The organism is Salinivibrio sp. SS2 (assembly GCF_001722075.1).
In the GTDB taxonomy this organism is placed as follows: domain Bacteria; phylum Pseudomonadota; class Gammaproteobacteria; order Enterobacterales; family Vibrionaceae; genus Salinivibrio; species Salinivibrio proteolyticus.
The window spans coordinates 1-21,321 of the sequence record NZ_MEBP01000096.1 but is presented as its reverse complement, the minus strand read 5'-3'; the positions used below and the strand labels follow the sequence as shown (position 1 = coordinate 21,321).

The following is a 21,321-nucleotide window of genomic DNA, read 5'->3' as shown; positions in this document are numbered from 1 at the left end:
GCTTACCAGCCTTGTTTAATCGTATTAACAATATACTCCCTATGCTCTTGTTCTACCCACCATCCGCAAGGAATATGAACCCATGATTTCTCATATTCATCAAGGTTCGGTAAATGCGATTTGCTATCACGAAATATAGTATGCATATCATTTCGTTTGTGTAAATCAGATACAGCAATGCCTTTTTCGTTTAACACTCGAATAAAGGATGGTTTATCCTCTACTTTGACTGTGTATAACCAATACGATGGCTCTGTTTTTTCGTAGTAATCGAGCAATTCTAATCGAGGAATATCTGCTAACCATTGGTCATAATATTTTCCATTTTCTATATATTTACTTATAACTTCTTCTATGTATCGTAATTGCACCAGTCCAATAGTCGCATTTACATTATTCATGTGATATTTGTAGCCTTGCACCTCGATATTGTTTTCTTTTCTAGTTAGAGACTTATCTATACCGAACCAACGGACTAACTTTGCTTTCTCGAATAATTCATTATTTTTTATACATAATGCCCCCCCATCGACAGTCGTTAAATGCTTGATAGCTTGAAATGAAAAAATGGTAAAGTTAAAGTGATTCCCTAGTTTTTCCCCATTGAAAGAAGCACCCAAGGCATGTGCTGCATCTTCGATAATTGGAATATCATATTTATTCTCAATTTCTTTAAATCTTTTAATATCCGCTGGAACGCCAGCATAATCAACTACAACTATGGCTTTGGTCTTGTTCGTAATTTTTCTTTCAACATCATCTGGACAAATATTTCCAGTATTGACATCGATATCAGCCCAAACAATATTCGCTCCAGTTTGCTTGATTACAGTATTTGTGGGCTCAGCTGTTAAAGGAGTAGAAATCACTTCATCTCCTTGTTCAACTCCAGCTAAAAGTAATGCTATATGTAAAGCAGACGAACCACTATTTACACTCACACAATTTTGACAACCTATAAAACTAGACAGCTCTTTCTCAAACCTATCTACAGTATTCCCTTGAGCTATATATCCTGAATATAATGTTTTTTCCAATTCAGGCATTAAGACTTCTTTTCGAGGTAAGAAAGTTTTTATCAATGGTATCATTAGAGCGACCTCAATTCATTTTTAATATAGTCAAGATTTAAAAGAAGCTCTTTTATTTCATTTACACTCAGCCTTCTAGTATTATGAGAGTTATATTCGTCGTAATCTAGTTTATTAGCCTCTCTCGATACGAACTTCGTATAATTTAAATCTCGATAATCCGCTGGTACTTGATAAAATCCCCCCATATCTTTCGCTTTCGCCATTTCTTCTCTTCCGCACAGTGACTCAAATAGCTTTTCACCGTGCCTCTCGCCAATAATTTCGATTTTATTATTCGCTTCAAAAATTTCTTTTAGCGCAATCGCGAGGTCTCCAACGGTGGCAGCTGGCGCTTTCTGAACAAAAATATCGCCCGGATTCGCATTCTCGAACGCAAACAGAACTAAATTTACAGAGTCTTCCAGAGACATCATAAATCTAGTCATTTCTGGATTAGTTACTGTCAATGGTAGTCCACTCTTTATTTGTTGAATAAAGAGTGGAATTATCGACCCTCTTGACGCCATAACATTGCCATATCTCGTGGTACAAATAGTTCCTTGGTTAGCTCTCACTCTATGATCACGGGCTTTAGATATGGCTAATTTCTCCATAAGAGCCTTTGTCATACCCATACTATTAATCGGATATACAGCTTTGTCTGTACTTAATACAACGACTCGTTCTACATCGTTGACGGCCGCAGCTTCCAGAACATTTTCCGCGCCCAATAGATTAGTCTTGATTGCTTCAAGAGGATAGAACTCGCAAGATGGAACTTGTTTTAGAGCAGCTGCATGAAAAAGATAGTCAACGCCTCGCATAGCGCTATTTATACTATCAAAATCTCTAATATCACCAATGAGAAAGTTAAGTTTTTCATTCTTATACTTAATTCGCATATCTTCTTGCTTTTTCTCATCCCGACTGAATATTCTTATCTCTTCAAGATCGGAATCAAGAAAACGCTCCAAAACTGCATTTCCAAACGAACCTGTTCCTCCAGTAATCATCAGAACTTTATTTTTAAACATTTCTTATACCTTTAGTGAAAATATTTATTTCTCTCTCGAGTAAAAATATCATAAGACAACTCCCGAGTGTATTAGTAATCAAAGATGCATATACGGCACCAATCCCACCCATGAGAGGTATCAACAAATAGTTAAAAATCGCTATTGAAAAAATGGACAAAAGTGATAAATACAGGTGTATTTTTGTCTTGCCAATGATGTATGTAACCTGCGAATACGCAAATAGTACTATATATGGTAGACCTGACCATATTTGTATGGATAAATATTTCCCCGCTATTTCAAAACTCTTCCCATAGAGCAATACTATAATAAATTTAGATAAAAATGAGACAATGATCGCAAAAGGAACAGCAAAAAAAAGCATTGTTCTTGTTATTAAAATAACTTTATCCCTGAGATTATCCACTCCGTTTTTATTTGCTTTTATTAAAGCAGGATAAATAGAAGTACCGAGAAGAACAGGTATGAGAAACCATAGTTCTGATATACGAAGTGCTGCAGAGTAGTAGCCAACTTCTTCGTACGTTCCCAAGTTGCCCAACATGACATGGCCTAATTTTAACTTAACCACTGACGCTATAGCGGCGAAAATAAGCGGCCAGCTATCACTCATGAGTGCTTTTGCTAAATTTAAATCAAATAAATAGTTTTTAGTCTTAGTTTCAGATTTTAGTCTATACAGAACGACTAGAAATCCAGAAAGTAGAAAGGATTCCAAAAGAAACGCTTTTGCAAATGATTCCAAAGGAGCATTAGAAAGTATTAGGTAAATTTTAACACATCCGCTTATAACAATAGAAAGAACACTTGATATTACAAAATATTTTATTTTAACAACACTTTGGAAATATAACTTAATAACATTTAAAGTTTGGAATGCTATCGAGAAAGCCATGATAATCGAAATTTCTCTAGTATTGGCGGAGAAGTCAAAATAAAACAGGATGGAGAATAGTAATAGTAATGAAAAGGCGGCACCGAGGCATTTTAAAATATATGTCGTGGCTATTATTTTCTCTCTACATTCTTCCTTATCAACTAATTCGCGAACAACAATGTTATCAAGGCCAAGTGTTGCTACCCCCGAAAAAATTGCTACAAAGCTTATCGCATACGAGTAGATTCCAAAGTCTTCTGGACCTAAATGACGAGCAACCCAAACACCAACAAAAAGCCCAACAATTAGTTTTGTAGCATTATCTGCTATTAGCCAGACGGTATTTTTTGCATACTTAAAAAATATTTTGTTATTTCGTAATTCATTAATTTTTCTTAACAGAAGCATTTAGTTAACATTCGTTATTTTTAAAGGGGTTGAATAGATTTATAGACTTATTTCAATAGCACTTTCTATATTATTTATTTTTTAACGAGAATCTACCCAAAACCACAGAGATTGCTAACATGCAACCTAACAGTGTTGTGAGTATACAAATTAATGCTCTGTTTGGGGCGGCTTTTTCCTCTGGTACAATGGGAGGGTCGATAGTTTTGAATACAAATTCATCTTGCACTTTAGCGAGCATCAGGTTCTTAGTCTGCTCCTCAATCAACTGGTAAAACACATTCTGCATTTGAGTCAGGTTGGTATTGTCTAGCTGTTGACGTAAGTAGCCAATATTGGTTTTAGTTTCAGCCAGTTTTTCTTCTTTTACATGAGCATTGATATCGTTGACCATTAATTTAACCACTTGCTGGGCAAACACTGGGGACTGTGATTCAAAACTAATGGTAATTAAGCCGTTATCCTTTTTTTCACTCACTATGAGTTGCTCGGAAAATATTTTGTATAATTGCCAATCCGTAGGCATCGCTGGCTGCTCTACTGGCGTATCGTCTGATTTTAGCCAAGTTTGTGTCTCTGGGTTATAGCGCTCTTTGTTAATGATCCATTGATTCGTTTCATCATCCCAGCCTTCAGTGGCAGCCAATGGTACCGCTAATTTATGCGTGTGAATGAATTCACTAATAAACTGGCGAGATTGCAACGTCGCGAGTGCAATCTCGGTTTCACTGCCGCCTCCGCTGCCAAGGTTTACACCAGCGAGAGAGGCTAATCCGCCAAGCTGGCTTGCCATACTGGCCAATCCGCCACCACTTTTTTCATTAGCCGGCGCAAGCAAGGCTTCAGATTTGTAGATATTCGGAAGATGAAGCGAGTACCCCACTCCGCCCAAGGCAAACACAAACGTCACCGCGATGATTAACCATTTGCCTTGCCATAAAGCAGCAAATAATTCACGGAGGTCGATTTCATCATCGGCCGCCATTGGGGAGATTGGGGGGGATTGGTAGTGTTGTGGTGTATTTTCCATTCGTTAAAAGGTCCTAGGATCCTAGGTCCTAGATCCTAGGAAGAGCGCCTAGGTCTAGGTTGTAGGATTATCTTCAAAATATTAAAAATTTTTTAAGAAAACGCGCCGCTTTTCTGCTGAGATGGCTATTAATCGCTCACTGCTTGATAGTTATATCCGCCCGCTTCCTCACGTACCATCCCTTTACGGCGTTTAATGAGCGCGGCTAGCATCGCAGCAATTTCTTTCGCTTCTTGGACGAAGCCCATCCCAGTTTGCTTGTCTATAAACCCAGCTTCGATACCGATATATATTTGGGTGATAAGCTCACCAGCAGACCCTTTGGCAATATAAAAAAATCTTGCTGATTCGGCAGGCGTTTCACGTTCTTCACCTTCTGCAATATTAGAGGCAACGGATAATGCACTTCGCATTATTTGGTCTTTGTAACCGTAATTTTTGCATGCGTCGAACGTTTTATATACCGATGAAGAAAGTCGACAGCTACGCTTCCAAACTTCAAGCCTTTCAAAATCAAGTTGGCGCATCTAATCCTATTCCATTACCTATGCTTTATCACCCTAGGACCTAGGATCTAGGCCCTAGGATCCTCTGCCGCTTTAGTCATTCACCGCTTTCCACGCGATTCCCATTTGATAGAGAATTTGTGTCGCGGTAGAGGCGGTGCTCAGGCCGTCGAGGTAATCGGTATCGATTGGCACTATAATGGTGTCGCCCGGTTCAAGCTGCTTTTGGTTACGACTAAACCAAAAGCTGTTGTTGGGCATCATCACTGAGCCGTCAGCACGGACAACATAAATACGATCGGTATCTGCTTGTTGTTTCGTGCCACCTGCAGATTCAATATAATCGCTTACGGTCATGCCTGGTTCAAACAGTTGGTTTGATGCAAATTGTACCTCGCCCATAATGCTGACCACGGGGTTTTTCGGGGGAACGTAAAGTTTGTCGCCACTTTCTACCATGATATTAGCGACGTCATCGCCCTGAAGCGCGCGCGGCAAAGAGATCACCATGCGACCTACTGCCTCCGCATTTTGAAGCTCTTCTGCAATCGACAGGGCTTCCGACGGACTGGTTGTATACTGCGCACTGCTGGTTTGGCGGCGTAAAGCAAGACTGCTAATTTCTTGTTTAAGCTGCCGATTAAGCATTTTGAGCCGCTCTTCTTCTTGGCGTTTGAGACGTTCACGGCTGAACACTGCGCCTTTCGGGTAGGCAAACTCGGTTAGTCCCCCTGCTCGCTCAATCACATCTTGAAGAGTCTCACCGCGCTCAAACGCATAAACGCCAGGGAAACGGACTTCGCCCTGAAGTTCAATGACGTTATCTTTGTGCCAGTTGGGCTTCGTTTTAATATTAATTCGATCTTGGCGATGAATGGTTAACTGTTGCCCTTCACCTCGAATAGCTTTCTTAACGTCGATTGGATAATGACGCACCGTGAGCCGACCATCGATAACTTGGCGACGTGTAATTTCAGCTTGGCCTAAATAGGCAGCTTCCGTCAGCCCTCCGGCTGCATCAAGTAATTGTTGGAACGTAGCATCGACCGGCAGCGGGTAGAGACCCGGATATTTGACGGCACCGCTTACCTCCACAATAGCTGCGTTTGATTCAATATTTGCTTGATCCTTCAAGCGCTCAATAATAGGTTCTAGCTCTTTCTCCCGACGCGACGGCTGACCGTCTTCGTCATTTTGGGTCAGCGCCTTAACAAGTTGAGTTTGATTTTGAACGTTTTGTAATCGTACCTCAGCCCCCGTTGCAGGGTCGATAAATACACGGGGAGACTGATTTTCGATATTTTGTGAATACCCCATTTGTTGGGCATTGGTGTCGTCACGCTGAGTGACGGTATTCGTCGTATAACCCCCTAACAAAGAGGCATTCGTATTGTGGGATTCTTGTGAAAACCGTTGCCTCAATAACGTATCCTGGGCATCCTTTTTTTCGTATTCATCAATGTCTGTTTCGTCCCAAAATTGACTATCAATGCCATTATTGAACACAAAGATCTGATCGCCCTTATGTAAGCGTATGTTTTCGGAGGAGTTTGGCTGATTAATCGCTTTACCCAGGTTAAACTGTAAGACGTTGATATTACGTTCCGCGTCAACCTCACGTACGACTAGTGCGTAATTAAGGTCAGCAGTTGGCTTTAGATCACGTGTATTTTGAATCAAATCCGCTATCGCCATACCAGACTCAAAATGATAAGCGCCTTGGCGAACAACCTCACCACGGAGCACAACGGCGTTATCAAGTGCATTGTTGCTCTTTGCAACGTGAACACTATCACCGTTTTTTACAGCAAAGTTCTGGCCTTTAGTTGTACTCATATCCACGCTAAAAGGCCGAACACCAGACTCCGTCACTCGCTTGACACTGATACTTGATAAATAGCCTTCAGGTAGCGCTCCTCCCGCCATGGTCATCACGTCGAGTAGTGTCGTATTATCTTTTAACTCGTATAACGCCGGACGCAATATTTCTCCATCAACCTTAACTTGAGGTCCTCGAGCAGGCACAAACAAGGTATCGCCTTTGAGGAGACGAACATCATTACTCGCATCGCCATTGAGCAAGAGCGAATATAAGTCGAAGGTGTTAATTACTTTGCCATCGCGTTTTAGCTGGATATTGCGTAGTGAGCCCGTCGTTTTTACGCCACCGCTCGCGATCAATGCTTGCGTAATAGTGGTCAACCCGCTCACAGTAAAGGCACCGGGCTGCTTTACATCACCCGCTAGATAGATTTGCATCGTGCGCATCGCACTAATATCTACCGTTACATCTACCCCGATAACCCGCTCGGCAAACATAGTACGAATTTGCTCTCGTACCCGACCAAACGTCTCATCAGCAACTTGCATCGGCCCGTATTCGGGAAAATGGATATATCCGTCACGTTTTACCGTTAATTGATAAACTTGATTCTCTTTACCAAACACTTGAATATCGAGTACATCGCCGGGCCCGACTCGATAGTCATTCGGCAACGGCAGATCATGCACCGCAACCATAGGCGTTGGCTGTCCATCAAAGAATGCGTAGCCAAAGGGTTCCAGCGTATTTGAAGGTGTTTTTTCCTGCGGAGCACTTTCTAAAAGAGCTTGCGAACCGCCAATACGTTCAGGTAAAGGCGTCGTGGAGGGGGGTGTTTGTAGATTCTTATTCGCAGTATTCGCTGTTAAACGCTCAAGGTCCACGCCATATTTTCGTGCCAGCTGTTCTTGTTGCGCGCGGGGTAACTGTTTTAGCTGTTGTATCTGGCTGGCCGTAGGTGTTGCCGCATGAGCAGCAGAGGCCATTAGCCATAAACCCATGAAAAGTGGCGGTAGATATCGCGTGGAATGACTGGCAAAGGAGGCGCTAAGAAGCCGTCCTAGAGATGATAAGAGCATTAACATATGAGCGTGTTCCGTACTTTTAATGTCAATAAAGGCAACAGTTAAAATCGCATTTGGTAATTAAGCCAAACACGTACATTTGAATCTGCTACGTGCGGTGCACCATCGTCCGTTTGGCTAGCACCTAGAGTGAGCATCGCCGTTGCTATTGGCAGCCGGTAGCTGGCTTCTAAATCTCGCCAAGAATGATTACCTTGTTCGCGCTCAGCACTCATCAACTTGATGGCATGATCGTTGCTGAGTTGAGCATACACGGCGATCGAACGGCTTTCGTTCAGTCCATAAGTTGTGCTGTTACCTCCTAATTGGTCAGATGAGAGAGATTGATCAACGGCTGGCGTGTTATCTAACGACGATTCGAAACCATGATGGGTCATTTGTTGTTCAAGCACCACGCGTATACTTTGTCGCGCAATCGTGGTTTGTCCACTCCAACCGACAATGCTGGCTGCTCGCTCTTGGCCTTGATAATCACTCGCGACTTCCGTGTATAAGGCGTGCGCTAATGGAAGATTAAATACAGGAAGAGCCAGTTTGGCATCCCACGCCCACTGCTCACTCGTTTGACGCGAGCCATTTGGATCTTGCCACTTTTGATAACTTAATCCATGTTGAAACGCGCGGAAGGGTTGACTCACCAAACGCATCGCCCAGTGGCTATCGTATCCCGTTTTCTCTGGCAATTGATAGACAGCTTCAAACGACCAATAACCGATTAAAGGTTTTTCGTCACCTAAATAGCTCAGAGATGCGCTCGGGGCGGCTTCTGACCGATTTCCCCAAATAAGATTATGCTGCCAGCCTTGTCCCCACCAACGCTCAATCTGACCTAGCGTAAATAGCCATCTCCCATCATTGAGTGCTAAATATGTGCCTTGCCATGTATATTCATCGTCACCCTTAGCGTCGCGTCGATATTGATTCGCGACCTTAAACGCAAATCGATTACTCATGTATTGATATGCTGCTCCGACCGACCACTCATGACGCGGCACATCACCATAGTCGAGTGATACTGCTGGGTCGTTGGCCCAGTAGGCGTCAAATGCTATCGGTGCACGATTTAATTTTGCTGCTTGAGCTTGGTAACGAACGTGACTGCGGGCGGTGTTTATCATTTGATAACGCGCGTCATTTACTGTTCGATTTCCAATAGTTTGTTGGTGCCGAGGATCCGTGTCATCGTAAAAGCTCGACCAACGTAAAGGATAGTGATTGATAGGTGCGTTGAGCTCTCCCGCATCAGATAACACAGTGAGATCGGCACGCAGAAAAGGATCGCCTGACTCCAACCAAGGCGATGCCTTTACTTGTGTACCAACCACCAGCCATAACACCGCCATTATCCGCCCAACATGATACATGAACATGACGCGATGCATCTTTTTTAAACCTTCCAATGGTTTTATATAAAAACGCAAAAACAAATCCTTTAAAAGGCTGAAAAATAAACGAAAAAAACCTAAACACGCACTATTTAGACACGCTACCGCCCGAAGGTTTCGCTCCTCTGTGCGCAGTTGCAAGTTTTGCACTGAATTACACTCTGCAGTCCACACATTACGGGTGGCACCGAAGGTTGCTAGGCAGCTGATCACAGCTACTTAGGCAGAGCAACGATATGAGACTATAGCATTTGCAGTTTACACATTTTGGTCACCAGATAAAGACCGCCGTTTTCGAAAAACTGCTTTAAAGATAACGTGCTACGCGCTATCTGTGTGTTTTTTAGCGTGTTATCTATTGAAAAGAAGGGATAGATCACGAAATGAAGGAGAAGAGAGGAACTCGCAGCTTTAACTACCAGAAAAGGATAATGGTCCACCCAACAGAGCCGGCTATCAGCCTACAGTCTTTTTGCGATTTATTGCGTCTATGTCCGCTGGTAAAGGACATAGCTGATAGAGGGCTTAGCTGGTACAGATTATAGTAGAACTCGCCAAACAGAGCGCTTCGACTTTCCATTATCGATGATCAGCTTCTTAGATACGAAGCGCTGTGTATTGTTCGAATTAAACCGCCTGTGATTTACTTTTTTAATTTAAAGCGAAATAGATATTTTTGGTAAACATATATCCTTCCCCAAAATCCTAGATGTTTAGACTTGAGAAACACCTCTTTTCTAGGATCTTTCCAACTATGCTGAAACCAATGCACCAAGTATGCCGTTTCTGGGAAGGCGGGTAACACACCGTCTCCATCATAAAAATAGAATATATCTTTTTCAAAGACCTTCACTGGATGCTCAGAACCTAGGCTGCTTTGATGTCGACTGACCATTTCGGTCATAATTTTGGGACCCATAAAAAAGGGAGAGCGCATAATTTCATTTTCATAAAATTCAATGAGCTCTTTAAGTATAGTAGAGTGAGGTAACGCATAGATAACTGCGGTTCCGATATTTTGACTATCTTCATAGCCAACCCCAAACTCACACTGATTAAATAAGCTGAATGGATCACGTCGTATAGTGACATCAGTGTCTAAATACAATCCACCATATTCAGCGAGGACCTTTAGTCGAAGATAATCAGTCACAAATGCATACAGTTTTCGGTCAAAACACGCCTTTGCAAACTCACAATTATTTATCCATGAGATGATTTGTGAGTCTTTTTCTGTCCAAACATTTACATCATAGCCTTGCTTTCGCCAATCATCTATACAAGCAAGCGAAAACGGTGACATTTTATTTCCCAGCCAAATAGCATGTATTTTCTTAATCATTCAAATACAATCTCTCTCATTTTCATTATAAATCATAGCTAAAACCATTGCCGCTACCGAGTTAAAAATAAACTCGCCTGATTTGAATGTTAGGAATGACTCAAACATATTAATAATAAGAAAAAAAACAATAAAGCCTATGGTTAAGCAGGCACACTGTGTTTTTTGCGTTTTATCCACCCCTCTATGGAGTAACGACCATATGCTAAAAATAAAAACGCTGAGCCCTACGACTCCGTAATTTACCAATGTGTCGATATAGCCATTATGTAAGTGAGTAAAGTGATTGACAATATGTTCTGGCATCCCTTCAGACATCGAAATAACGAAGGCACGACCATTCTGACCTACTCCTAGCAAGGGGTTTTCTGCAATCCACTTTAATGATTCAGCCCAAAGATGAATACGGGTCCCTATACTAGAGAACGGTATCCTCTCCAAATCTAATGACAATATCGACTGTATCACATTTTTTTCAGTCATTAATCGCTCATGAATCATTGGTACATGAGCAACCAGGAGAGCAGAAAGTACAGTAACCCCTAGTACTTCTAGTAGGGTTCTCCACGGGTTCAGTGCGTACTTGCGGTACACCACAATCCACATCATGAGCCCTGAACTGACAACGAGTGCAAGCCAAGATTGTCGAGATTGGGTGAATACGAGTGCGAGTAAAGCGACACAAATAAACCCGACTAATGTTGTATTATACAATCCACGAGGATATAAGATTTTATCTGATTTCCCTATATAGAGAGTCATCGCCACAATAATAGCGGCACCCAAAAGTGCCGCAGGATGATTTGCGTTAACGTAAGAAAAATCAATACGCTCCCCATTCATACCACGCAAAAACTCATCAATTACGTTTGGTGAATGGGAATATATCGTTAATAATACACCAAGGCAGAATGCGAACATAAAGCCATAAATAAACACTTTATCACGCTTAATCCAATAGGTAAGAAAAAGAAAAAAGTAAAAATTTAAAATAGCACCTAGATCTGGGCTAGCGCTCGCCACATCAGGGTATTTAAATAATGCATTCAGCCAGCTAAGAATAGGTACTAAGATAGATAAAGCCATCAAAAAAACAAGTGGCTCTTTTATTCTTGTTTGTCGATAACTATAGAGTGAGAGCAGAACACCAAGGATCACTATTGACTGGAAAATATCACCAATCCAGCGATACGATGTTTTAAAAATAGCGTACCCCAAACAGCAGAAGAACATAGATAACACAAATGCATGATTATCTACAAGCATTTTTAACTGCCAGCTACCTCTATTTGTAAACCTTAGCATATCTGCTCCAAAATTAACTTCTACACTATTTTATTCTTTATTATTTTAGACCAATCCAAAAAATGGAAAAGCCGTAAGAAAAACTCAAAAACTCTGTATGACTCAATATATATCCAACTCATAAGACCGATATTTTCTTTTAGCTTTCGACTCGATGCAGAACTTATTGTGGACGTTATTTTTGCACGCTCAAAAAGGCTAGGCGATATACTGTAGGTTTTCACACTATGCTTCCAGCTTTTTTCCATATAGTCGTCTACAGGCTCAATAAACTGTTTTGAACCGTCTAAGAATGCTTGAGCGGCAATAGGGCCAACGATATAAGCTGTGGTTCCACATGTATTTCCTATGTATTGTCCTAAATGGTAATTAGCACATACTTTTTTTATTTTCAGAAATTTTTTCTTTCGTGTCGCTGCAAGTTTAATATAAGGATAATTTCTTACCTGTTCACATATTTTAATAAAATCCAATATCGAAAAGTCATTTAGATCGACATTATCTTCGAGAATCACAATAGGTTTTTTATTATCAACGCATTTCTTCCACAACTGACGATGACTTGCGAAACATGCTAGTTCAGGTGTCTTTAGTCGATAACCTTTAATTCTCTTTGTTTTTTGTGCATTTTCAAACTGTTCTAAGACACACACATGGTAATGAGAATTAATCGCATCAAAAAACTGGAACGCTATTCCTCGTTGATCTAGTTGCTTTTTTATTCTCTCTCTACGCTCAGTTGACTCTTGCAAACTAATCACAAAAACCTGTATTGCTTGATCAGGTTCTTTATTCAGACACATTTATTTGCTCTCACATAACTCGTCAGCTAAACGCGTCCCTACATAGCTGCTCTAAAAAACAGGGAGAATAACATAACTACCACTTTGGCTCATCGAAATGTCCGTGATTTCGTGTTTATCTGTGTGATTAACAGTAGATAATATCTCGTAGAATAGCCAATTCTGTATAGCTGGCAACCAAAAGTATCTAACGTAGCGTGCTTAGTCACTACAACAGGCATGACGCCGAAGTCTTATCAACTCTTGAGACTCTAGACGACCTACAAGAATCAGCGACTGCACTCTCTTTTCAACATTACGCCCAGTGCGCCCTGACTGTCTGGCTCACCATGAATCAGGTGGATTTGATCGGGGGGAGGCTGAATGCCGTGCACAAAGTTGACTAAGTCGGCTTGGTCAGCATGGGCTGAGTAGCCCGATAGGGTATGAATTTGGGCTTGAACGTGTATCGCTTCGTTGTCTATCCAAACTTGCTTTTTTCCTTGTTGAAGCTCACGCCCTACGGTGTGTTGGGCTTGGTAGCCGGCCAGAATAACGTCCGTGCGCGGGTCAGGGAGTAATGCATTCAAATAGTTCATGATCCGCCCGCCTTGGCACATACCAGAAGCGGCCACCACAATAGCGGGTTCTCCGGTCTGTTTGAGGCGATTCACTAGCGCTTGGTGTTGGCTGTGTGCATCAATGGTAATGCATTGGTCAAACGCTAACGGATGGCGGTGTTGATTCAGTTTAGCGTTGGCTTCTTTACTCCACAATTTTTTGAAGTGGCGATATTGGCGCGTGACGTGTTGGGCCATGGGGGAGTCGAGAATGATAGGAATCGCATTATCTAGCTGCTTTTGATAAATCAGCTGTTCGATATCAAAGAGCAATTCTTGGGTACGGCCGACACTGAACGCGGGGATCAGTATCGCGCCTCCATCTTGCAATGAATGCTGAATAATTGCCTCGAGCCGCTGTGAACGCGTCGCGACGGATTGATGTGTTTTATCTCCATAAGTGGATTCGAGATAGAGAATGTCTGCGCGCGCAGGCGGTTTAGGATCGGGTAATAGCGGTGTATTGCTTGGGCCTAAATCTCCTGAGAACACCACGCGCCGCTCATCAGGCAGTTTTAACTCCACATACGCTGAACCCAAAATGTGCCCGGCGGGTTGAAGGCGCAAATAGGTCGCTGACTGCCCTTTTTGCTTTGGTTTTAGTCGGTGCCAAGTATTATAAGGTAGGTAAACCATCAACTGGCTAATACGCTCTAGTATCCGCTGGCGATCGCCATGGCGCATGTTCAATTGCAGTTTTAATGTATCATCAATCAACAGCGGCACCAGTGCCGCCGTCGCTTCGGTGCAGTAAATGGGTCCAGAAAACCCTGCCGCCAGTAACCAAGGCAGCAAGCCGCAGTGGTCAATATGCGCATGGGTAAGAATAAGCGCATCGATACCCTTGCCATTGAGGTGCCCTCTCGCCTCTCGCGCTTCGTCACCTTGGTATTGGCCGCAATCAATCAGCAAGCGTAAACCACTCGGTTTAATATCTAGCTGATGGCATGAGCCCGTCACTGTATGATAACCGCCATGGTGGGTGACGGTGAGCATATCGTTATCGATGGAAGTATTGGGCATAGTGATGTCCTTGGGCGGAAGATCCTAGGCTCCTAGAGCCTAGGGAAAAGAGTACGGATTACGGAAAGAGCAAAAGAAACACTGCGCGTGCGGTCTGCTCCTTCCCGTATTCAATCTTTTATCATCTTATTCATCATTTGTTCTATCAATGGGCTTGGGTGGCCATTGTCGTCGGTAAGAAAGTAAGTGTGTCCCCAGCTTGGGTCGAATTGGTCGTTAAAGGCATCGCAGTCGGTTACCGTCACCTTGTGAGCAGGCAACACATCAAGGTTTTCTGGCCCTGTCATCCCTAGGCGCCGAGTGATGGTGCGATGACGCATATTGACCACTTTGGAGGCAGCCATGGCTAAATCATCTGCAGCATAATAAATGTGGACTTGTTTAGCCGCATCCAGCACAGATCTGCCCGGCTGCTGAGGTTCTAAGGCTTGATTATCAACATCCGCCGCCACCATAAAAATATGTCGGAACCATTGTGGCATGGTATCCAGCCCCGCGTGTTGATGCCAATGGTGAAAGGTACTGATTAAGGTTCGGTTTCCCATAGAATGCGCCAGTATATTCATACGTCGCTTGCAGGGGCTCGCTTGTTGTTCTGGAGCGCGACGCCATTCATCAAACATCGCCAGTAAGCGACTGAAAGCCAGACCAGACGCCGTGGCCGCCAGTTGATCGTCCCAGTAATCATCAATCATGCCGAGCCGACCATCGTCATCACAGGGCCAGATGATCGGTACGACCATAATGGCGTTGGGTGCAATTCTGTCAAATTGAACCTGAAGCGTGTGGGCCATCGGAAAAACATGACGCTCCATGTGATTGTTATAGCCATGAAGTAAAAAGAGGATCTGGGTTTGGATGGGTAAGGCTTTTAATCTCGCCATAAACGGCGCCGCTGTCAGCTCTTGATATTCACCCTGTCCCGCGCGCTGGCAAAAATACACCCATTTCGATATATCGGTGTTTTGATGATCAAAACTCAACCAACGGCTGGCCTCACTTTTCGGTCCCTGTTCAGGAATACGGCTGGTGATAAATAACATAGCATCATCGACGGATTATGAATGTGCAGTGAGGATACGTAAGGTCGATGGTTAAGTTGTATGGTGTTAAGAGAGTTTTGCGAGGGAGAAGACGGAAAGAGAGGAAGATCCTAGGGTCCTAGGTCCTAGGTCCTAGGGAAAGATTACGGAATACTTAACAGCGTTAAGTGCCAGCTCAGGTAGATAAAGTCCCTAGGGCCTAGGATCCTAGGAACTTCTTTGCGTTTCCCTCAATCCTCGCCAAACAGATCGCGCGTATAGACTTTGCTTGCTACGTCTCGAATTTCATCGACCATCCGGTTGGCAACAATCACATCCGCGCGCTGTTTAAAGCTGTCCAGATCAGTGATCACTTCGGAGTTAAAAAAGCTTTGCTCTTCAAGTACAGGTTCATAAACGATAACTTCAATCCCTTTCGCTTTAATGCGCTTCATAATTCCTTGAATGGCTGAAGCGCGGAAGTTATCTGACCCTGCTTTCATCACCAAGCGGTATACTCCTACAACTTTGGGCTCGCGCTTGATGATCGCATTGGCAATAAAGTCTTTGCGAGTCGTGTTCGCATCGACAATCGCTTGAATAATATTGTTGGGCACATCTTGGTAGTTAGCCAGCAGTTGTCGGGTGTCTTTTGGCAGACAGTAACCGCCGTAGCCAAACGAGGGGTTGTTGTAATGATCGCCAATGCGTGGGTCAAGCCCGACACCTTCGATGATCTGACGCGCGTCTAAACCATGTGTCTCCGCATAACTATCTAACTCATTAAAGTACGCAACGCGCATCGCTAAGTAGGTATTGGAAAAGAGCTTGACCGCTTCCGCCTCGGTGGAGTGCGTGAATAGTACCGGGATATCTGTTTTGATCGCCCCTTGCTGCAGCAGGCTGGCAAAAGTGCGCGCACGATCTGAGTCTTCACCGACAATGATACGTGAAGGATATAGATTGTCGTATAGCGCTTTGCCTTCACGTAAGAACTCCGGCGAAAAGAGGATATTATCGCAACCAAATTTTGCTTTAATGCTTGCAGTGTAGCCGACCGGGACAGTGGATTTGATCACCATGAACGCATTCGGGTTAATCGCCATCACATCCTGAATAACCGCCTCAACTGAACTGGTGTTAAAGTAGTTGGTTTCGGGGTCGTAATCAGTGGGTGTTGCGATCACAACAAAATCAGCGTCTTGATAGGCCTGTTTTTTATCTAGCGTCGCGACAAAATCGAGCGGTTTTTCTTTCAGAAAACGCTCGATCTCCGCGTCTACGATCGGCGACTGCTTGTTATTCAACAGGTTGACCTTCTCTTCTACAATATCAAGGGCAACCACTTGGTTGTGTTGCGCCAGTAGCATAGCATTCGACAACCCGACGTAACCTGTTCCTGCAACGGCAATTTTCATCGAACTTTCCTTAAGTCATTCCTGAAAAAATGGTATCACGTAGGGGTTTTAGGGGAAAGGACCTATGGCCTAGGTCCCAGGTCCTAGGTCCTAGGTCCTAGGTCCTAGGGAATAGATTATGGATTACGGGAAAGAGCAAGAAAGGCTCTAGGCCCTAAGGATTACTCGTTGATATTTGATAATGATCGATAATTTTCTTTTGCCGTGCCAATTGCTCTCGCTCATAGGTAGTAAAGAGCACCGGTAATTGGTCCACACTAAGGTCGCTACTATCAGTAATACTTGGATTGGTGTGTTCTGCCATCAACGCCGCTAGAGCTTGATCGCTTTCTGTGTACATCACACTGATATCATAATGATTAAGCGAGCCAGTAATAATGTTTTCGGGTAGCTCGGGGACAACTTGCTGGTGATTCGCTTCAGCATAGATAACGTGTGTGACTGTTGTTGAACTATTTGTAGCTTGATAAGCAATACGTTGAATCCCCACTTGGCCGTCAGCATCGTTGCCATAGGCGGTTAAATTTCCGCTACCATCAATATTTACATTTGTCTGTGAGGGAACGGTGATATTACCTACCAGACTGGCACCATCTAATCCAGCACTAAGTTGTGTTCCAGACAATTGCTGTGCGGTTGACAGTTGCCATTGGTCACTTGAAGCGTCCACGCTTCCTTCTGCGGTTAAGAAGTACGACAGATTATTGTTGGCTGGATCGTAGCGGTAGTCGATAGTTTCATTTGCACCGTACGGCAAGTTTTGCCAAATATAGGGCGTTTGCTGGTAGTCGACATAGAGAGCGGCGGAAGTTAAGTTGTAGGTATTGGCAGGCGATATCCAACTATTACTATCTGATAAAGGTTCAAGTTCGACTGTAGCGTCATCAGACAGATTAAAAAACTTGTAATCTGTAATTTCACGGGGTGTATTGATATCAGTGATATCAGTATTGGAGGGATCACCAGCAGCTTTTTCTGCATATCCTACGCCTAATGCGCTACTAAATGATCGACTGATTGTTTTAGCGCCAAAGTTTGACGACAGCGTTCTCTTATCTTGTGTTGTGATACCAACGCTGTACGCGTTCGAGCCATTCGAAACATCAACCCTGACGTTTGTATACTCGCGTTCATTTGGCTCGGTTGCGCCTGAGGTTATGCATCGATCATCATTGCTGACGCTGTCGACAGGGTAACCAAACAGTAAAGTCTGACTTAATGCGCTTTTTTGATAGGAAACGGCTGTAACCTCAGCTCCCTTGGCAAGCACAAAGGTTACGTAACCCCTTGCTGGAACCAATGATTGATTGATCGTTAGCTTGTTCGCTTCGACATCATAAGTATTTACCACATTACCTAGATCGTCATGAATGAGAATCGTTCCAGTCGTATTAATGCCACTTATTACCCGATCTTTCGTTGCGAGAATTTGTTTTCCATCTTGTTTTTCACCGTAGACAGCACAATTACTATCAGGAGACGATTTTGCATAAATAGCCGCAAATTCAAAGGTATACTTAGGAGCTGGTGGAGGTGGACCGCCACCGTCGTCACTACCACCACCACAGCCAGTAAGGGTTAAAGGGATAAGAATTGCTAAAAGTTGCTTATTAAACATAATCGATACTCTTTGGGTCTTGGTGCCAATCTGACGGCAAACATTTGCCTTTGAATGCATTATGAAAAATACTGCAAAAAATACGCCAAACTTATTCGATTGTCATCAACTCAAGTCATAGCGATATATCTGGCGTGGTGTTTTACCACAAGCTAACAGCCAAAAACCGCCACTAGGGCGGTTTTTGGCGAACATTGAAGAAAAAGCATTACTCTTATCAATGTATTGACACCGATCACTGAGGACGATTACGGCTCTCTGCAATATCAAGGCGCGCCGAGGCAACTTGTGGAGACTGGCGAACTTTATCCAAGGTGGCGAGGATATCATGCTGGCCCGCAGCACTGAGCTGCCCTAACTTCGCACGCTCATCAAAGTAGGTGACGTTAAGCTTGAGGGTTTCTGCCAAGTCATAAATGGAACCATGGCTCAGCAAAACGGTGATATTACCTGTCACTTTTCCTACACTGCGAGTCACTTCGTTATAAACCGTACTCCCCGCTTGCAGAGGTTGGTTATTTAGGTTTACCCCTTTGTAACTTTGCAGTTCAGGTAAATCGGATAAGGTGGCATTCTCTCCGAGCTTCTCGGCAATGGCTTGCTCCGCGGTGGTCGCTTTACGCTCGATAGGTTGCACAATCGAAGATTGCGCCGGTTGCTGAATGCTACCCATGTCACTTGCGTTTGCAGCACCACTTATTCCCATTGCAGTGATAACAATCATTACGGCTGTTTTCATGATGAACTCCTTTCTATCAATCTGGTTGCTGTCAATGGGATCAGTGGCCATAGACGCGAATTTGCGCTGCAGTCAATTGGCTGGGTACGCGATTATTGTATATCTCACCAAAATCGGCGCGATTTGTATCGACAATATCAACCGTCCATTGGCCATATACGGTTTCGCCTAAAAAGGCATTGGCCAACATAGGTCCACTAATATGATACGCATATCCTGGATGGTCACTGTTACCTAACCCTTGATAGGCACCTAAAGACGTGCGCGACGTAGCGAGGATTGCTTCGGTACCCGACGGAGACGTCACTTTAATGGCGATATCTGACGCGGCTGTGCTTCCAGTCAGGTCGCCGTTGCTAACGGCGGTTAAATCGGCATTTTCAATATTAAAGCCAAATTGCAGTCCTTCAATGGTCAGATTTTTATTGAGACGGCTTTCATCAAGCGTAAAGCGTAAGCTGGTTCCTTTTGCATCCGCATCAGGGATGCTGAGCGGCACGGATGGGGACACATCAATCCACTCACTTTCTACTAATGGCGGTAATTTGATCGGGTTCTGGGTCGCCATCTCAATCGCTTTTCCGGCATTCACACGCCCGAAACCGTACTTATTATTAAACGAGAACCCTGCTGCGTTATCGACCCATCCCAAATGGACGGGGACGGTACGCTGACTGTCTTCTCCCCCTACCAACAGTGAGATAGGCTTATCGTTGACATCAATCTTGTCAGACGTTGCCGCGAGAATATAACGGATTTGTCGCCACGTAAGCTGCGGATTGGCCTGCACTAACAACGCAACCACACCAGTCACATTCGGCGCAGCAGAAGAGGTACCATTGAAGGTATTGGTGTAATTACATGATGGATTCACGTCACGATTAAGGTCGGTCCCCGGTGTATTAAAAGGCCAAACTCGGGCATGAAAATCCTCAACGCCAAGCGATGCCAAAAAGGCCCCGTTCGATTGTTCAAATTCATCGACCGCCGCTTGACTGGCATAACCACGCTGACACGACATTTGATCAGTTGTCACCATGGCGGGCTCTGTCGTACCGTATTCACCGCCTGGCGCAGCAACCCAAAGACTGGAACCTGCCGTCGAGTAGCTCGATTTTTTACCTGCCGTGGTCGTCGCCCCCACCGTCACAGTGTAAAAGCTAGCATTAGCGGGATCCCAGTTGCTGTCATAGCAACTAAGAACACGTGATTGTCCAGATACAATACCGTTTTGAGCAGCGTCGCAAAGTCGATTGCCTTCAGCCCAGCTTTGCGTCGACTCAAAGGCATTCCCTGCCGATTTAATATTCAACGCCCCCAAGCCTTGGCGAAGGTATTGTGTGGGGTAACGGTACATGGTTTCATCCATCGTCTCTGTCGGAATAAACGCTGGCGCTGAAATACCATAACTGCGGTTGAACGCGGCGATGTTTTCGCTTTCACTAATCCCTGAACCTGTCATGCCATAGCTTGCCGCTTCGCTTGCGCTGGACTGTTCCTCAAGATAATTCATACCAATCAGATTGGCGTCTGGCGCGACCCCGCGTCCACCTAAGCCGTTCCAGCCTTTTGCCGCAATTAAACCGGCGACGGATGTGCCATGGTCGCCACCGGTACCGGTCGCTGTTGGGTCACTAGAGTCATCCAAAAAGTTAATCGAACGATTCGGCAATACATTATCAACCAGATCCTCATGGGCAACCGCCATTCCCGAATCCACCACAACAGTCGTTACCTGTTGGCCGGTAATGTTTTTTTGATGCGCCGCTAACACGTTCATGTCTTCACCAGAGACAAGAATGCTCGGGTCGTATTGATAACGGCGACGCGCTTCCTCTTCACTCATTCCTTGCGCCGTACGTAAATCTATCCAAGCTTGATACGTTTGCGCTTGCATGGCGTAACCGGTCTGACCGGTGTTATTGAGATGCCACTGTTCGGAAAATAACGGATCGGACTTCAAGTCACCGCTAATAGTGACCGACCCACGTAATATTTGATCTGCCGTCGTCAGCTCATAAGAGATTGTTCGGTTTTGGGGGCGTTGTTTCCTAAATCATTGAACTTATCACTCTAGCGGCGATCAGATCATCAACGCCTCAAAACCGGTCTCAGATGATGAGCAAAGCCAAGTATAAAATCAGCAATTGGAAGCAATACAATCAAGCACTGATTAATCGTGGTTCGATTACCTTTTGGGTTGATGACGCCGCTATCAACTACTTGGCA

The 21,321-nt window shown here is 44.0% G+C and carries 16 protein-coding genes and 1 pseudogene; 1 reads left to right on the top strand and 16 read right to left on the bottom strand.

Annotated features, from left to right (window positions below; genetic code table 11):
* Positions 1–2: 2 nt before the first annotated feature.
* The 16 genes from BGK46_RS11605 to BGK46_RS11530 all read right to left on the bottom strand — a co-directional run bounded on the left by BGK46_RS11605 (position 3) and on the right by BGK46_RS11530 (position 21,055).
* On the bottom strand, positions 3–1,046 hold the full coding sequence (locus BGK46_RS11605; protein WP_217492738.1) for a DegT/DnrJ/EryC1/StrS family aminotransferase: 1,044 nt from the start codon (positions 1,044–1,046) through the stop codon (positions 3–5).
* Positions 1,047–1,090: 44 nt separating this feature from the next.
* Positions 1,091–2,107 (bottom strand): polysaccharide biosynthesis protein, encoded by a 1,017-nt coding sequence (locus tag BGK46_RS11600; RefSeq protein ID WP_069589447.1) that lies wholly within the window; start codon positions 2,105–2,107, stop codon positions 1,091–1,093.
* Positions 2,100–3,395 (bottom strand): flippase, encoded by a 1,296-nt coding sequence (locus tag BGK46_RS11595; protein ID WP_069589446.1) that lies wholly within the window; start codon positions 3,393–3,395, stop codon positions 2,100–2,102. The genes BGK46_RS11600 and BGK46_RS11595 overlap by 8 nt, the downstream gene beginning before the upstream one ends.
* A 70-nt stretch (positions 3,396–3,465) precedes the next feature.
* Positions 3,466–4,425, bottom strand: coding sequence for a Wzz/FepE/Etk N-terminal domain-containing protein (locus BGK46_RS11590; protein WP_069589445.1), 960 nt, complete (start codon positions 4,423–4,425; stop codon positions 3,466–3,468).
* A gap of 128 nt (positions 4,426–4,553) precedes the next feature.
* Positions 4,554–4,952, bottom strand: a complete 399-nt coding sequence (locus BGK46_RS11585) for a four helix bundle protein (protein WP_069589443.1) — start codon at positions 4,950–4,952, stop codon at positions 4,554–4,556.
* A gap of 72 nt (positions 4,953–5,024) precedes the next feature.
* The gene (locus tag BGK46_RS11580) at positions 5,025–7,739 is read right to left on the bottom strand and encodes an SLBB domain-containing protein (protein ID WP_139130771.1); all 2,715 of its coding nucleotides are present in this window, start codon (positions 7,737–7,739) and stop codon (positions 5,025–5,027) included.
* Positions 7,740–7,879: 140 nt separating this feature from the next.
* Positions 7,880–9,181: a capsule assembly Wzi family protein gene (locus BGK46_RS11575; RefSeq protein WP_175418655.1), complete on the bottom strand. Its 1,302-nt coding sequence runs from the start codon at positions 9,179–9,181 to the stop codon at positions 7,880–7,882.
* A 685-nt stretch (positions 9,182–9,866) separates the two neighbouring features.
* The gene (locus tag BGK46_RS11570) at positions 9,867–10,565 is read right to left on the bottom strand and encodes a glycosyltransferase family 32 protein (protein ID WP_069589439.1); all 699 of its coding nucleotides are present in this window, start codon (positions 10,563–10,565) and stop codon (positions 9,867–9,869) included.
* Positions 10,566–11,870, bottom strand: coding sequence for an O-antigen ligase family protein (locus tag BGK46_RS11565; RefSeq protein ID WP_069589438.1), 1,305 nt, complete (start codon positions 11,868–11,870; stop codon positions 10,566–10,568). It abuts the gene before it with no gap.
* A 20-nt stretch (positions 11,871–11,890) separates the two neighbouring features.
* Positions 11,891–12,673 carry a glycosyltransferase family 25 protein gene (locus tag BGK46_RS11560; protein ID WP_254659688.1) on the bottom strand — a complete coding sequence of 261 codons (783 nt, stop codon included), beginning with the start codon at positions 12,671–12,673 and terminating at the stop codon, positions 11,891–11,893.
* Positions 12,674–12,942: 269 nt separating this feature from the next.
* Complete coding sequence (locus BGK46_RS11555; RefSeq protein WP_084781425.1) at positions 12,943–14,295, bottom strand: MBL fold metallo-hydrolase RNA specificity domain-containing protein; 1,353 nt, start codon at positions 14,293–14,295, stop codon at positions 12,943–12,945.
* Positions 14,296–14,405: 110 nt separating this feature from the next.
* Complete coding sequence (locus BGK46_RS11550) at positions 14,406–15,338, bottom strand: alpha/beta hydrolase (RefSeq protein ID WP_069589437.1); 933 nt, start codon at positions 15,336–15,338, stop codon at positions 14,406–14,408.
* Between the two features lie 230 nt (positions 15,339–15,568).
* The gene (locus BGK46_RS11545) at positions 15,569–16,735 is read right to left on the bottom strand and encodes a nucleotide sugar dehydrogenase (RefSeq protein WP_069589435.1); all 1,167 of its coding nucleotides are present in this window, start codon (positions 16,733–16,735) and stop codon (positions 15,569–15,571) included.
* 154 nt (positions 16,736–16,889) lie between these two features.
* Entirely contained in the window at positions 16,890–18,353 is a 1,464-nt protein-coding gene (locus BGK46_RS11540) for a hypothetical protein (protein WP_069589434.1), read from the bottom strand.
* Between the two features lie 235 nt (positions 18,354–18,588).
* Positions 18,589–19,092 (bottom strand): hypothetical protein, encoded by a 504-nt coding sequence (locus tag BGK46_RS11535; RefSeq protein ID WP_069589432.1) that lies wholly within the window; start codon positions 19,090–19,092, stop codon positions 18,589–18,591.
* A 40-nt stretch (positions 19,093–19,132) separates the two neighbouring features.
* Positions 19,133–21,055 carry a S8 family serine peptidase gene (locus tag BGK46_RS11530; protein WP_069589430.1) on the bottom strand — a complete coding sequence of 641 codons (1,923 nt, stop codon included), beginning with the start codon at positions 21,053–21,055 and terminating at the stop codon, positions 19,133–19,135.
* A 155-nt stretch (positions 21,056–21,210) separates the two neighbouring features.
* On the opposite strand from BGK46_RS11530, the pseudogene BGK46_RS17455 reads away from it, so the two are divergent.
* Positions 21,211–21,321 (top strand): annotated as a pseudogene (locus BGK46_RS17455) (IS5/IS1182 family transposase); the annotation flags it as partial.